Origin of the sequence: Pseudomonas frederiksbergensis (assembly GCF_900105495.1) — a bacterium.
Taxonomy (GTDB): domain Bacteria; phylum Pseudomonadota; class Gammaproteobacteria; order Pseudomonadales; family Pseudomonadaceae; genus Aquipseudomonas; species Aquipseudomonas frederiksbergensis.
The window spans coordinates 3078293-3093149 of sequence record NZ_FNTF01000002.1; the positions used below are offsets into that span (position 1 = coordinate 3078293).

The 14857-nt window shown below is 58.9% G+C and carries 12 protein-coding genes; 8 read left to right on the plus strand and 4 right to left on the minus strand.

The genetic code is table 11. From position 1 onward, the window contains the following. Window positions 1–3 precede the first annotated feature (3 nt). The 8 genes from ppsA (at window position 4) to BLW70_RS14520 (ending at window position 8127) form a co-directional block, all read left to right on the plus strand. Window positions 4–2379 (plus strand): phosphoenolpyruvate synthase, encoded by a 2376-nt coding sequence (gene ppsA / locus BLW70_RS14485; protein WP_074875014.1) that lies wholly within the window; start codon window positions 4–6, stop codon window positions 2377–2379. A gap of 162 nt (window positions 2380–2541) precedes the next feature. Further along, window positions 2542–3531, plus strand: coding sequence for an alpha/beta fold hydrolase (locus BLW70_RS14490; protein WP_074875016.1), 990 nt, complete (start codon window positions 2542–2544; stop codon window positions 3529–3531). 121 nt (window positions 3532–3652) lie between these two features. Continuing rightward, the gene (rraA, locus tag BLW70_RS14495; protein ID WP_074875018.1) at window positions 3653–4144 is read left to right on the plus strand and encodes a ribonuclease E activity regulator RraA; all 492 of its coding nucleotides are present in this window, start codon (window positions 3653–3655) and stop codon (window positions 4142–4144) included. Between the two features lie 26 nt (window positions 4145–4170). Beyond that, on the plus strand, window positions 4171–5166 hold the full coding sequence (locus tag BLW70_RS14500; protein WP_074875020.1) for a zinc transporter ZntB: 996 nt from the start codon (window positions 4171–4173) through the stop codon (window positions 5164–5166). Between the two features lie 63 nt (window positions 5167–5229). Then, window positions 5230–5478: a hypothetical protein gene (locus tag BLW70_RS14505; protein ID WP_008146303.1), complete on the plus strand. Its 249-nt coding sequence runs from the start codon at window positions 5230–5232 to the stop codon at window positions 5476–5478. Between the two features lie 2 nt (window positions 5479–5480). Next, entirely contained in the window at window positions 5481–6305 is an 825-nt protein-coding gene (locus tag BLW70_RS14510) for a mechanosensitive ion channel family protein (RefSeq protein ID WP_074875022.1), read from the plus strand. An 89-nt stretch (window positions 6306–6394) separates the two neighbouring features. Then, entirely contained in the window at window positions 6395–6985 is a 591-nt protein-coding gene (gene sigX / locus BLW70_RS14515) for an RNA polymerase sigma factor SigX (protein WP_008146300.1), read from the plus strand. Window positions 6986–7092: 107 nt separating this feature from the next. Then, window positions 7093–8127: an OmpA family protein gene (locus BLW70_RS14520; protein ID WP_074875025.1), complete on the plus strand. Its 1035-nt coding sequence runs from the start codon at window positions 7093–7095 to the stop codon at window positions 8125–8127. Window positions 8128–8213: 86 nt separating this feature from the next. Here BLW70_RS14520 and cobA read toward each other — a convergent pair whose 3' ends face one another. The 4 genes from cobA to nirB are packed head-to-tail and all read right to left on the minus strand — an operon-like array spanning window position 8214 to window position 14470. Further along, window positions 8214–8978, minus strand: coding sequence for a uroporphyrinogen-III C-methyltransferase (gene cobA / locus BLW70_RS14525; protein WP_074875027.1), 765 nt, complete (start codon window positions 8976–8978; stop codon window positions 8214–8216). A gap of 10 nt (window positions 8979–8988) precedes the next feature. Then, a complete protein-coding gene (locus tag BLW70_RS14530; RefSeq protein ID WP_074875028.1) occupies window positions 8989–11703 on the minus strand; it encodes a nitrate reductase in 2715 nt (904 codons plus the stop codon). Next, window positions 11703–12020, minus strand: a complete 318-nt coding sequence (gene nirD / locus BLW70_RS14535) for a nitrite reductase small subunit NirD (RefSeq protein WP_074875030.1) — start codon at window positions 12018–12020, stop codon at window positions 11703–11705. The genes BLW70_RS14530 and nirD overlap by 1 nt, the downstream gene beginning before the upstream one ends. After that, window positions 12017–14470, minus strand: coding sequence for a nitrite reductase large subunit NirB (gene nirB, locus BLW70_RS14540; RefSeq protein WP_074875032.1), 2454 nt, complete (start codon window positions 14468–14470; stop codon window positions 12017–12019). The genes nirD and nirB overlap by 4 nt, the downstream gene beginning before the upstream one ends. Between the last annotated feature and the right edge of the window lie 387 nt (window positions 14471–14857).

The following is a 14857-nucleotide window of genomic DNA, read 5'->3' on the forward strand; positions in this document are numbered from 1 at the left end:
ACCTTGGTAGAGTACGTAGTTTCCCTCGATAAGCTCGGCGTCCATGATGTAGAGCACGTAGGGGGCAAGAACGCATCCCTGGGCGAGATGATCAGTAACCTTGCAGGTGCCGGTGTATCGGTGCCCGGTGGCTTCGCCACGACAGCTCAGGCTTATCGTGATTTTCTCGAGCTGAGCGGCCTGAACGATCAGATCCATGCAGCCCTCGACGCCCTGGACGTCGACGATGTCAATGCCCTGGCCAAGACCGGCGCCCAGATCCGTCAATGGATCATGGAAGCCGAATTCCCCGAGAAACTCAACGCCGAGATCCGCACCGCGTTCGCCACGCTGTCGGCCGGCAACCCTGACATGGCCGTAGCCGTGCGCTCTTCCGCTACCGCCGAAGACCTGCCGGACGCTTCCTTCGCCGGTCAGCAGGAAACCTTCCTGAACATCCGTGGTGTCGAAAACGTCATTCGCGCCGCCAAAGAGGTGTTCGCTTCGCTGTTCAACGACCGCGCGATTTCCTACCGTGTCCACCAGGGCTTCGACCACAAGCTGGTTGCCCTGTCGGCTGGCGTGCAGCGCATGGTCCGCTCCGAAACCGGCACCGCCGGCGTGATGTTCACCCTCGATACCGAATCGGGCTTCCGTGACGTGGTGTTCATCACCGGCGCCTACGGCCTGGGTGAAACCGTCGTACAAGGCGCGGTGAACCCGGATGAGTTCTACGTCCACAAAGGCACGCTGGAAGCCGGTCGTCCGGCCATCCTGCGTCGCAACCTGGGCAGCAAAGCCATCAAGATGATCTACGGCGAAGTCGCCACGGCCGGTAAATCGGTCAAGACCATCGACGTCGACAAGGCCGATCGCGCACGCTTCTGCCTGACCGACGCCGAAGTCAGCGAACTGGCCAAGCAAGCGATGATCATCGAGAAGCACTACAAGTGCCCGATGGACATCGAATGGGCCAAAGACGGCGACGACGGCAAGCTCTACATCGTTCAGGCCCGTCCTGAAACCGTGAAGAGCCGCACTTCGGCCAATGTCATGGAACGCTACCTGTTGAAAGAAACCGGCACCGTGCTGGTTGAAGGTCGCGCCATCGGCCAGCGTATCGGCGCCGGCAAGGTCCGCATCATCAAGGACGTGTCCGAGATGGACAAAGTCCAGCCCGGCGACGTACTGGTCTCCGACATGACCGACCCGGACTGGGAACCGGTCATGAAGCGCGCCAGCGCCATCGTCACCAACCGTGGCGGTCGTACCTGCCACGCGGCAATCATCGCCCGCGAGCTGGGCATCCCTGCAGTGGTCGGTTGCGGCAACGCCACCCAGCTGCTGCAAGACGGCCAGGGCGTGACCGTTTCCTGCGCTGAAGGCGACACCGGCTACATCTTCGAAGGCGAACTGGGCTTCGACATCAAGAAAAACTCCGTGGACGCCATGCCTGATCTGCCGTTCAAGATCATGATGAACGTCGGCAACCCGGACCGCGCCTTCGATTTCGCTCAGTTGCCGAACGCCGGTGTGGGCCTGGCCCGTCTGGAATTCATCATCAACCGCATGATCGGTGTTCACCCGAAAGCACTGCTGAACTACGACGGTCTGCCGCAGGACATCAAGGACAGTGTCGACAAGCGCATTGCCGGCTACGACGATCCGGTTGGCTTCTATGTCGAGAAGCTGGTTGAAGGCATCAGCACCCTGGCCGCTGCGTTCACCCCGAAAAAGGTCATCGTGCGTCTGTCGGACTTCAAGTCCAACGAATACGCCAACCTGATCGGCGGCAAGCTCTACGAGCCGGAAGAAGAAAACCCGATGTTGGGCTTCCGCGGTGCTTCGCGTTACATCAGCGAATCGTTCCGTGACTGCTTCGAACTCGAATGCCGTGCCCTCAAGCGCGTGCGCAACGAGATGGGCCTGACTAACGTTGAAATCATGGTGCCGTTCGTCCGTACACTGGGCGAAGCCAGCCAGGTCATCGACCTGTTGGCGGAAAACGGTCTGAAGCGCGGCGAAAACGGCCTGCGCATCATCATGATGTGCGAACTTCCGTCCAACGCGATCCTCGCCGAAGAGTTCCTCGAGTTCTTTGACGGCTTCTCCATCGGTTCCAACGACCTGACCCAGCTGACCCTGGGCCTGGATCGTGACTCCGGGATCATCGCGCACCTGTTCGACGAGCGTAATCCGGCGGTCAAGAAACTGCTGGCCAACGCGATTCAGGCCTGCAACAAGGCTGGCAAGTACATCGGCATTTGCGGCCAGGGTCCTTCGGACCACCCTGATCTGGCCAAATGGCTGATGGAACAGGGCATCGAAAGCGTTTCGTTGAACCCCGATTCCGTACTGGAAACCTGGTTCTTCCTGGCTGAAGGTCAAGCTTCGGCTTGATGGTGTGCACGGACCGCTCCCTGTAGGAGCAAGGCTTGCCCGCGATGGTGTCTTCAAAATCGCCATCGCCAGCAAGCTGTGCTCCTACAGGGAGTAGTCGTTTTCTGAGATTGAAGTAGGGCGGGCTCCTCTGGAAGCCGCCCTTTTTTGTGCAAGAGCATTATGCAAAGCAGCAGCAACCTATTTCCTGTCGCCCTGATCAGCGCCGAACGGCGCGGCGATCTGAGCGAAGACGTCTATCGTCTGAAACCCGGCAACAGCCCTGACGGCACCGTCGAACTGGCTGTGACTCGCCTGGGCATGGCGGATGGCTCCGACGTGCGCGGCGTTCCGGTTATTTTGCTTCATGGCAGCTTTTCCAATCGCCGGTTCTGGTTTTCCCCGAAGGGGCTTGGGCTGGGCGCCTATCTGACGCGTTTGGGATTCGATGTATGGATTCCCGAAATGCGTGGACATGGCCTGTCCCAGCGTAACCAGAACTACCGCAAGAACCGTGTTGCCGACTATGCCCGTTACGATTTGCCGGCCATTGGCGCGTTCGTGCGCGAGCAGAGCGGCCAGGTCCCGCACTGGATCGGTCACTCGCTGGGCGGGATTACCCTGGCGGCGGCATTGGGTGGTGAGTACATCGGCGAGCCGGTGGTGGCTTCCGCCGCGTTTTTCGGTACTCAAATCAGCCGCACCTACTGGCCGTTGAAAATTCCGCCGGTGGAGTGGAGCGGGCGCTTCATTCTCAAGCGTTTCGCCCAGTTGTCCGGCTCACGGCTCAAGCGCGGCCCGGAGGACGAGCCCATTGGCCTGGCCCTGGAAAGCATGCGCTGGCATGGCTTGTTCGGGCGCTTCGGCGATGCCGACAAGGATTGGTGGGCCGGATTGGCCGACGTTCAGTTACCGGTATTGGCCGTGAGCGCCGCCGGTGACCATCAGGACCCGACTTGGGCTTGTCGCAAGCTGTTCGATCAGGTGGGTTCCGAGCATAAGCAATTCATCAGCCTGGGTCGCGAGCAGGGCTTTGGCGATAATTTCGGTCACGTAGAGATGCTTGTCAGCAAAGCCGCGCAGACTGAAGTCTGGCCGCTGGTGGCGCGCTGGTTGGCGGATCAACAGACTCCCTTGCTGGGTGAAAAGCCGGATCTTGCTACGGCAAGCTGAGTCAGATGCTCTAACAAGGGCATTTCGCTCCGTTCGGCTTGCGGCTAAGATATGACGCATTGAGCTTTTCTGGTCACTTTGCGACATCCTCGATTGTCTTCCTCTCTACAGGAGTTTCTCGATGAACCATTACATCACGCCTGACCTTTGCGACGCTTATCCAGAACTGGTGCAGGTGCTGGAACCGATGTTCAGCAATTTCGGCGGCCGTGATTCTTTCGGCGGCGAAATCGTGACCATCAAATGTTTCGAAGACAATTCGCGGGTCAAGGAGCAGGTCGAGCTCCAGGGGAATGGCAAGGTGCTAGTGGTCGACGGTGGCGGTTCCCTGCGTCATGCGCTGCTGGGTGACATGCTGGCCGAGAAAGCCGCGAAAAACGGTTGGGAAGGGCTGGTGATCTACGGTTGCATCCGTGACGTGGATATCATCGCGCAGACCGATCTGGGCGTTCAGGCACTGGCCAGTCACCCGCGCAAATCCGACCGGCGCGGGCTCGGCGATCTCAACGTTGCGGTCACTTTTGCCGGTGTGACGTTCCATCCGGGCCACTACATTTATGCGGACAACAACGGCGTGATCATTTCGCCAAGCCCGCTGAAAATGCCTGAATAAGCGTTGAGTCAACCAAAGGGGTGAGGATGTTCGAGGAAGAAAACGCGCAGTGGGGGCTGGTACATGCCCTGGTGCTGGACGGTAAAGGCAGTGCGCGTTCGATAGCCCGGACTGAACTCGATGACTTGCGGCTGCAAGCCCATGAAAGCCTGTGGCTGCACTGGGATCGCAGTCATCCGCAAACCCGGACCTGGTTACGAAAATCCAGCGGTCTGAGCGAGTTCAGCTGTGATCTTTTACTTGAAGAGAACACCCGTCCGCGTCTTTTACAGCTTCCGGACAGCGAACTGCTGCTATTTTTGCGCGGGGTCAACCTGAATCCGGGCGCCGAGCCGGAAGACATGGTCTCGGTGCGGATTTTTGGCTCGGCCCAGCGGGTTATTTCCCTGCGTTTGCGTCCGTTGCGTGCCACCGATGAGTTGCTGGTGCAGCTCGCCGAAGGCAAAGGACCGAAAACCGCGTCGGAACTCATCCTTTATATGGCGCAGTACCTCACCAACAAGGTGCAGGATCTGGTCAGTTGCCTCTCGGAAGTGGTCGATGAGGAAGAAGAAAAGCTGGATACCGACGAACGGTATACCCCCGAGCACGGAGCCGTTTTGCAGATCCGACGCAGGGCCGCTGCGCTGAAGCGTTTTCTTGCGCCGCAGCGGGAAATATTCGGACAGCTGACACGGATAAAACTGCCTTGGTTCGTCGAAGACGACGGTGATTACTGGAACGAATTGAACAACAGCCTGACCCGCTATCTCGAGGAGCTGGAATTGACCCGGGAGCGGGTGGGGTTGGTCCTCGAGGCCGAAGATAGACGTTTGAGCGTGCGAATGAACCGCACGATGTACCGCTTCGGGATCATCACTGGAATCTTTTTGCCGATGAGTTTTCTGGCGGGTCTTCTGGGCATCAATGTCGGCGGAATTCCGTTCTCTGCAAGCCCTTATGGCTTCCTGATTGCGTGTCTGATGATGGTCTCGGTGGCGCTGGGGCAGTGGTGGTTATTCCGCCGTTTGCGCTGGTTCTGACGGTGAGCCATGTGACCCGGGCAAATTTGATCGCGTCTTTCACAGACATCACGAGAGGTGCGTATGCACGATCCGTTTGAACAGTCTTTGCGTGACATGCTCAAGGCATCACCGTCCACCCGGGACGACGATGCGTGCCTGGGGCGTGTACTGAAAACCGCCAACCGCCAGGTCGGCGCCGGTGATCTGTTCAGCTTGCTGGGCCGCTGGCTGCCCGCGCTGATGATTGCCTTGAATAACGGATCGGCCCATGTCGCTCCGGTTTCCCGTCACCGTAAACCTACCGTTCGCACTGCTGATAAGGCTGATTGAATATGGAACTTGATCTCTGGACTCAGAGCCTCGTCACTGCAATGACTGCGTTATGGACCAAGATTGCAAATTTCATCCCGAACCTGTTCGGCGCACTGGTTGTGCTGCTGTTGGGTTTCGTCGTTGCGAAACTTTTGGACACTTTGCTGTCGAAGTTGCTCGCCAAACTGGGGCTCGATCGCCTGATGGGCGGCACTGGCCTGACCAAATTACTGTCCCGGGCCGGCCTTCAAGTACCGATCTCGACCTTGATCGGCAAGATTGTCTATTGGTTCGTTCTGCTGATTTTTCTGGTTTCTGCCGCAGAATCCCTTGGACTTGAGCGAGTTTCGGCTACGCTTGACATGCTTGCGCTGTATTTGCCGAAAGTATTTGGCGCCGCGCTGGTGTTGCTGGTGGGTGTTTTGCTCGCGCAATTGGCCAATGGGCTGGTGCGTGGTGCGGCAGAGGGCGTAGGGCTGGACTACGCTGCGGGCTTGGGGAGAATTGCCCAGGGCCTGGTGATTATCATCAGTATTTCGGTCGCAATCAGCCAGTTGGAGGTCAAGACTGACCTGCTCAACCACGTGATTGTGATTGTATTGATTACCGTTGGTCTGGCGGTTGCGCTGGCCATGGGGTTGGGAAGCCGGGAAATTGCCGGTCAGATTCTTGCGGGAATCTATGTGCGTGAGTTGTATCAGGTTGGGCAACAAGTGCGTGTTGGCGAGGTCGAAGGTCAGATCGAAGAGATCGGCACGGTTAAAACCACATTGCTGACCGATGAGGGTGAGCTAGTCTCTCTCTCCAATCGGATCCTCCTGGAACAGCATGTGAGTAGCCGCTAACCCGGCAAACCCTGCTAATGTATGCCGCCGCAAAAATGCCCTGAAAAGGGTTGTGGCGGACATTGACCTGACTGTCGGCCCGACTTGTTTTGAATAAAGCTCAATCGCTGTCTACGCGCTACGACCCCCGCGAGCTCTCTGATGAGGAGTTGGTCGCGCGCTCGCATACCGAGCTGTTTCACGTAACGCGCGCCTATGAAGAACTGATGCGGCGTTACCAGCGAACATTATTTAACGTCTGCGCACGGTATCTTGGGAACGATCGCGACGCAGACGATGTCTGTCAGGAAGTGATGTTGAAGGTGTTGTATGGCCTGAAGAACTTCGAGGGTAAATCGAAGTTCAAGACGTGGCTGTACAGCATCACGTATAACGAGTGCATCACGCAGTATCGGAAAGAACGGCGAAAGCGTCGCTTGATGGATGCTTTGAGTCTGGACCCCCTTGAGGAAGCGTCTGAAGAAAAGGCGCCGAAACCCGAGGATAAGGGTGGACTCGATCGCTGGTTAGTGTATGTGAACCCGATTGACCGTGAAATTCTGGTGCTACGATTTGTCGCAGAGCTGGAATTTCAAGAGATCGCGGATATCATGCACATGGGTTTGAGTGCAACAAAAATGCGTTACAAACGTGCTCTAGATAAATTGCGTGAGAAATTTGCAGGCATTGCTGAAACTTAGTTCGGCGCAAATATCTCTTACGTGTAGGCAAGTTCTGATAGACTTGCCGCCGAGTTGTCCCCCGGTTTGCGGGACTGCTTCACAATCACCAGATGGGGATTTAACGGATGAAACTGAAAAACACCTTGGGCTTGGCCATTGGTTCTTTGATTGCCGCCACTTCGTTCGGCGCTCTGGCACAAGGCCAAGGCGCAGTTGAAATCGAAGGCTTCGCCAAGAAAGAACAATTCGACAGCGCTCGTAACTTCAAGAACAACGGCAACCTCTTCGGTGGTTCGGTTGGTTACTTCCTGACCGACGACGTTGAACTGCGTCTGGCCTACGACGAAGTGCACAACGTGCGTTCCGACGACGGTCGTAACATCAAGGGCGCTAACACCGCTCTGGACGCTCTGTACCACTTCAACAACCCGGGCGACATGCTGCGTCCGTACGTATCGGCTGGCTTCTCCGATCAAAGCATCGGTCAGAATGGCTCCGGCGGTCGTGACCGTTCCACCTTCGCCAACGTTGGCGGCGGTGCCAAGCTGTACTTCACCGAGAACTTCTACGCTCGTGCTGGCGTTGAAGCTCAATACAACATCGACCAGGGCGACACCGAGTGGGCTCCAAGCGTCGGTATCGGTGTGAACTTCGGTGGCGGCTCCAAGCCTGCTGCTGCTCCAGTTCCAGCACCAGCTGAAGTCTGCGCCGACAGCGACAACGATGGCGTTTGCGACAACGTTGACAAGTGCCCGGACACCCCAGCCAACGTAACTGTTGACGCTGATGGTTGCCCAGCAGTTGCTGAAGTTGTTCGTGTTGAGCTGGACGTGAAGTTCGACTTCGACAAGTCGGTAGTCAAGCCTAACAGCTACGGCGACATCAAAAACCTCGCTGACTTCATGAAGCAGTACCCATCGACCAGCACTACTGTTGAAGGTCACACTGACTCCGTCGGTCCTGACGCTTACAACCAGAAACTGTCCGAGCGTCGTGCAAACGCCGTTAAGAACGTTCTGACCAACCAGTACGGTGTTGAATCGTCCCGCGTTCAGTCTGTTGGCTACGGCGAATCCCGCCCAGTTGCTGACAACGCTACTAAAGCTGGCCAAGCTGTAAACCGTCGCGTAGAAGCGCAGGTTGAAGCTCAAGCTAAGTAATTAGCTCGCAGCTCTGAAAAGCCCGGCTTAGGCCGGGCTTTTCTTTGTCTGCGATTTGATGAGGGGAGGGATGAAGCGGGGGGAAGTCAGGTTGACTGATTGACTGCAATCGAAGAGAAATCAGATACCGACAGGGATACTTCTGCACTGGCCGCGACCGCTCCGATCACCAGGATGGCCGGGCTTTTCAACTCAAAAGCGTAGGCATCTTCTTCCATCGCAGTCAGGTCGCTCCGACATTCCCGTTGGTGTGGCAGGGAAGCGTTTTCAATCATCGCCACCGGGGTATCCGCCGCCATTCCTCCGGCGAGCAACTGCTCACGGATCTCGCTCAGTTTTGCGACACCCATATACACCACCAACGTCGTGCCACCTTGGGCCAGGGCTTGCCAGTTCAGGCTGCTGCCATCCTGAGTGTGGGCGGTGACCAGCGTCACGCCACGCGCAACACCCCGCAGGGTCAACGGAATATCGCATTGCGTTGCGCCGGCAAGCCCTGCAGTAATGCCGTTGACCAGTTCCACTTCGACTCCACGTTCACGCAGCCACTGCGCCTCTTCGCCGCCCCGGCCGAAAATGCACGGATCACCACCCTTGAGGCGCACCACGCATTTTCCGTGGCGGGCATAACGCAGCATCAGGCGATGAATGAATGCCTGAGGTGTGGAGCGACAGCCGCCGCGCTTGCCCACGGGAATGATCCGCGCCTGCGGGCAATGTTCCAGCACCGCATCGTTGACCAGGTCATCGATCAGCACCACATCCGCTTCGCTCAACGCCCGCACGGCCTTGAGGGTCAACAATTCCGGATCGCCAGGACCCGCGCCCACCAGCCAGACTTTTGCGCTCATAGTGTTTTCCTCACGAGGTGACGGCGACCGGCTGCGCAGTGGCGGCCAGCAAACGCTTGATTTCCGGGACGCAGGAGCCGCATTGCGTGCCGCAGCCCAATTCTTGTTTCAGGCCTTGCAGGTCCAGGCCGCGGCTAATGCCGGCGCAGACTGCGCTTTGGCTGACGTTTTTGCAGTTGCACAGGGTTTTGTTCCCCGCGGCCGGTGCATTGGCGTTGCCTGGTGGCGCGCTCAGCGGTGCCAGCAGCCAGCGCCGCAGCTGTTCGTCAGCGCGACCTTCCAGCCACAGGCTTTGCAGCCAGTGTTGGGCAAGGGTTTCACCCGCCAGGCGAATCGCGGTGATCCGGCCGTTCTCGATCCGCACGCGTTTTCCGATGGAGCGCCGGGGGTCGTCATAGGCCAGAACCGGGCCATTGTTGAGTCCCAGGCATTGATCGATGTCGCGCAGCAGTTGCGGATCGGGCGCGACGGCGCTGGCAGCGCGTATCAGCAGCGCGGGGCGTTCACGGCCAGCGAGGCTGAGGCTGACGTAGGAAAACGCCTCACAAAGCGGTCGTAGCGTCTCAAAACTCTGTTGAACATCGCCTTCGATGAGGGCGAATAGCTGCCATGGCAGATTTACAGCTTCGAGACGCACGCCACTGTGTTTGAGTTCGGGCTGTTTCGATAGCGGGTCGAAGGCGGGAAGAGTGAGGGTATTTACGCCGCCCTTGAGGAAGCGATCACCCCAATGCATAGGCAGAAAGGCCTGGCCGGGGCGCACGCTGTCGTCGCCTCCAACGGCGACAATCACCGCACCACGGCGACTTTTCAGGCTGACCAGGTCGCCCGATTGCAACCGATGCCGACGCAGTTCATCCGGGTGCAAACTCAACACGGCTTCGCTGACGTGGCCGAATAGCTGGGCGGCGGTGCCGGTGCGGCTCATGCCGTGCCATTGATCGCGCAGGCGGCCGGTGATCAGGGTTAGCGGGAAGCGCGCGTCGCGTTGTTCCTTGGCGGCGCGGTACGGGTCGGCCACGAATTGCGCGCGCCCACTGGCCGTCGGGAAAATCCCGTCCAGATACAACCGGGCCGTGCCTTCGCTGGCACCCATGGGGAAAGGCCATTGCTGCGGGCCTAGGCGGTCGATCAACGCATGGCTGATGCCGGACAAGTCCAGATCACGCCCGCGGGTCAATTGCTTGTACTCGTCGAAGATCTGCGCCGGGTTTTCAAAGGCAAACAGACTGGTTTGTCCGGGACGCAGATATTTCTCCAGGCGCTGTGCGAAATCCACGGTGATCGCCCAGTCAGAGCGGGCTTCGCCAGGTGCGACGATGGCTCGACGAACGTGGGAAATGCGCCGTTCGGAGTTGGTTACCGTGCCGTCCTTTTCACCCCAACTGGCAGCAGGCAGCAGCAAGTCAGCGAAGGCTGCGGTTTCGGTGGTGCGGAAGGCCTCCTGCAACACCACGAACGGACAGGCTTGCAGCGCCTCGCGCACAGCGGTTTGATCCGGCATTGATTGTGCTGGATTGGTGCAAGCGATCCACAGAGCCTTGATTTTTCCGCTGCGCACCTGCTCAAACAATTCAATGGCAGTAAGCCCGGTGCTTGCAGGCAATTGATCCACACCCCAATACCCTGCCACTTCCGCGCGATGTTCAGCATTGGCGGCTTCGCGATGGCCGGGCAGCAGGTTCGACAGGCTACCGGTTTCGCGGCCGCCCATGGCGTTTGGCTGACCGGTCAGGGAGAAAGGTCCTGCGCCGGGGCGGCCGATTTGCCCGGTGGCCAGGTGCAGGTTTATCAGTGCGCTGTTTTTTGCGCTGCCAGCGGTGGACTGGTTCAAGCCCATGCACCACAGCGACAGGAAGCTCGGTGAAGTGCCAACCCATTCTGCGCATTGATGCAGTTGATCAATGCTGATTCCACAGAGCTGCGAAACCATCTGCGGCGTGTAATCGCGCACCAGGTTCTTCAGTTCGGCCAGGCCTTCGGTGTGGGCCTTGATGAAGTCGCGGTCGACCCAGTCTTCCCACAGCAGCAGGTGCAAAATCCCATGGAACAAGGCGACATCGGTGCCTGGCAGAATCGCCAGGTGCAGGTCAGCCAGATCGCAGGTGTCGGTACGACGCGGGTCGATAACGATGACTTTCATCTGCGGCCGGCGGGATTTCGCTTCTTCCAGTCGACGGAAAAGTACCGGGTGGGCGTAGGCCATGTTGCTGCCGACGATCATCACGCAGTCGCTCAGTTCCAGGTCTTCGTAGCTGCACGGCGGTGCGTCGGCGCCCAGGCTGCGCTTGTAACCAACTACTGCCGAAGACATGCACAGGCGCGAATTGCTGTCGATGTTGTTGGTGCCCACCAGCGCGCGCGCCAGTTTGTTGAAGGCGTAGTAATCCTCGGTCAGCAATTGCCCGGAAATGTAGAACGCCACGCTGTCCGGGCCGTGTTCGGCAATGGTCTCGGCAAAAACGCTGGCGGCGTGATCGAGGGCGGTGTCCCAGTCGGTGCGGCTGCGGGCCAGGCCTTTGCCCAGGCGCAGCTCGGGGTACAACGCCCGGGCTGCGAGGTCGCCGGTCAGGTGCAAGGTAGAGCCTTTGCTGCACAATTTGCCGAAGTTGGCCGGGTGGGCCGGATCGCCGCTGACGCCGAGAATGCGCTCGCCGTCATGCTCGATCAGCACGCCGCAGCCGACCCCGCAGTAGCAGCAGGTGGAGGCGGTGATCTGGTTCATCAGTTTGCTTCCCGCAGAGCCAGCAACACCCGGCCGTTCTCGACCCGTGCTGAGTGGTGGTGAGCGCAACCGATGTCCGGGGCCTGGGCTTCCCCAGTCTCAAGGTCGATCTGCCAGTTGTGCAGCGGGCAGGCGACTCGTTTGCCGTAGATCAGACCTTGGGACAGTGGCCCGCCCTTGTGTGGGCAGCGGTCATCGAGTGCGAAAACCTCATCGTCGCTGGTACGAAAAATCGCGATGTCGCCTTTCGGGCCAGCGATGATCCGCGAGCCCAGGGCATTGATTTCTTCCAGTGCGCAGATATCCAGCCAGTTCATGCCGGCACCTCCAGATTCTTCACTGTGATGACGTCGAATTCTTTCTTCAGCAGCGGTTGTTCCAGGCGTTCCTTCCACGGGTCCTGTTCGAACGACAAGGAGAATTGCAAGCGCTCGTTGAGCGCCTTGCGCCGCTCCGGGTCTTCCAGCACGGCTTTCTTGATGTGTTCCATGCCGACCCGTTGCAGGTAGTGCACGGTGCGTTCGAGGTAGAAAGCCTCTTCGCGATAAAGCTGCAGGAACGCGCCGTTGTATTCACGCACTTCTTCGGCGGTTTTCAGTTTGACGAAGAATTCCGCGACCTCGGTTTTGATCCCACCGTTGCCGCCGATGTACATTTCCCAGCCCGAATCCACGCCGATAATTCCGACGTCCTTGATGCCCGCTTCCGAACAGTTGCGTGGGCAACCGGAGACGGCGAGTTTCACTTTATGCGGCGACCACATGTTGAACAGGTCGTGCTCAAGCTCGATGCCCAGTTGCGTGGAGTTCTGCGTACCAAAACGGCAGAACTCGCTGCCGACGCAAGTCTTCACGGTGCGGATGGATTTGCCGTAGGCGTGGCCGGACGGCATGTCGAGATCTTTCCAGACGCCGGGCAGGTCCTGCTTCTTGATCCCCAGCAAATCGATACGCTGGCCGCCGGTCACCTTGACCATCGGCACGTTGTATTTGTCGGCCACGTCGGCAATGCGCCGCAGTTCCGAAGGATTGGTCACACCGCCCCACATCCGCGGGACTACAGAGTAAGTGCCGTCTTTCTGAATGTTGGCGTGGGCCCGTTCGTTGATCAGGCGCGATTGCGGGTCGTCCTTGGCTTCGCCCGGCCAGGTGGAAATCAGGTAGTAGTTGAGCGCCGGGCGGCATGTGGCGCAGCCGTTCGGCGTGCGCCAGTTCAGGTAGCTCATGGTGCCAGCGATGGTCAGCAGGTGCTGGTCGCGGATGGCCTGGCGGATTTGCCCGTGGTTCAGGTCGCTGCAACCGCAAATGGCTTTTTCGCTTTTCGGTTTGACGTCTGCTGCGCCGCCCACGGTGTTGATCAGGATCTGTTCCACCAACCCTGCGCAGGAGCCGCAGGAGCTGGCAGCCTTGGTGTGTTTCTTGACGTCGTCGACGCTGAACAGCCCGTGTTCCTGAATCGCCTTGACGATGGTGCCTTTGCACACGCCGTTGCAGCCGCAGACTTCGGCGGTGTCGGCCATGCTCATGGCTTTGTCCTGACCCTGATGTCCTACGTCGCCCAAGGCGTTTTCGCCGAACATGAGGTGATCGCGGATCTCGTCGATGGCGTGGTTCTCACGGATCTGCCGGAAATACCAGCCACCGTCTGCCGTATCGCCGTACAGACAGGCCCCGACCAGCACGTCATCCTTGATCACCAGTTTTTTGTAGACCCCGCCGATAGGGTCGGAAAGGGTGATGGTTTCAGTGCCTTCGCCGCCCATGAAGTCGCCAGCGGAGAACAGGTCGATGCCGGTGACTTTCAATTTGGTCGACGTCACCGAACCCTTGTAGGTGGCGAAGCCCAGTTGGGCGAGGTGGTTGGCGCAGACCTTGGCCTGTTCGAACAGCGGCGCCACCAGGCCGTAGGCTATGCCGCGGTGGCTGGCGCATTCGCCGATGGCGTAGACCCGAGGGTCGTAGGTTTGCATCGTGTCATTGACCAGAATCCCGCGGTTGCAAGGGATGCCGGATTTTTCCGCGAGTTCGGTGTTGGGGCGAATACCGGCGGCCATCACCACCAGGTCGGCGGGGATGATGTCGCCATTCTTGAACTCGACCGAGCCGACCCGGCCATTGCCGGCATCGTGCAGGGCCTGGGTCTGCTCGCACAGGCGAAAGTGCAGGCCACGGGCTTCCAGGGCGGTTTGCAGGAGTTGGCCGCTGGTTTTGTCCAGTTGCCGTTCCAGCAGCCATTCACCGATGTGCACCACGGTGACGTGCATGCCGCGCAGCATCAGGCCGTTGGCCGCTTCCAGGCCGAGCAGGCCGCCACCGATTACAACGGCGTGCTTGTGGGTTTTCGCCGTGTCGATCATGGCCTGGGTGTCGGCGATGTCGCGGTAGCCGATTACGCCGTCCAGAGTGTTGCCGGGAATCGGCAGGATGAACGGGGTCGAACCGGTGGCGATCAGCAGGCGATCGTATTCGGCCTCGCTGCCGTCTTCAGCGATCACGCGGCGTTTGACCCGGTCGATCTCCACCACTTTGCGGTTGAGCAGCAGCTTGATGTTGTTGTCCAGGTACCAGTCCAGATCGTTGAGCACGATCTCTTCGAAGGTCTGTTCGCCGGCCAGCACGGGCGAGAGCAGGATGCGGTTGTAGTTGGTATGAGGTTCGGCGCCGAAGACCGTGATGTCGTACAGCTCATTGCTCAACTTGAGCAGTTCTTCCAGGGTGCGAACCCCGGCCATGCCGTTGCCGATCATCACCAGTTTTAGTTTTTTCATCAGGATCTCCGGGAGCTCAGACTCGCCTCAACAGGGCTTTCAGGTCTTGCTCGACAAATGTGCGCAAACAAAAAAAGGCGTCCCGCTAGTTGCCTAGCGAGGACGCCTTTGTCCTGGTCCCGTTCTCTCGGGCAGCGCACCCTTCATCGTTGAAGGCTGGGCTTTATGTATGGTGAGAGAGGTAATGCAGTGGTTGTGCCAAGTTCTTCAGGTGCCCGGATTTACTGGAGGGAATCGCGCTCTAGGCATTTGGATTGGGATGTTTGTGCACCGAAACAATGCATGTTGCCCGTAATTGGCGCGGTCTCTGTAGCAGCTGGCGAAGCCTGCGTTCGGCTGCGAAGCAGTCGTCAATCCAGCCAGCTCGATTTACCTGAAACAGCGCGG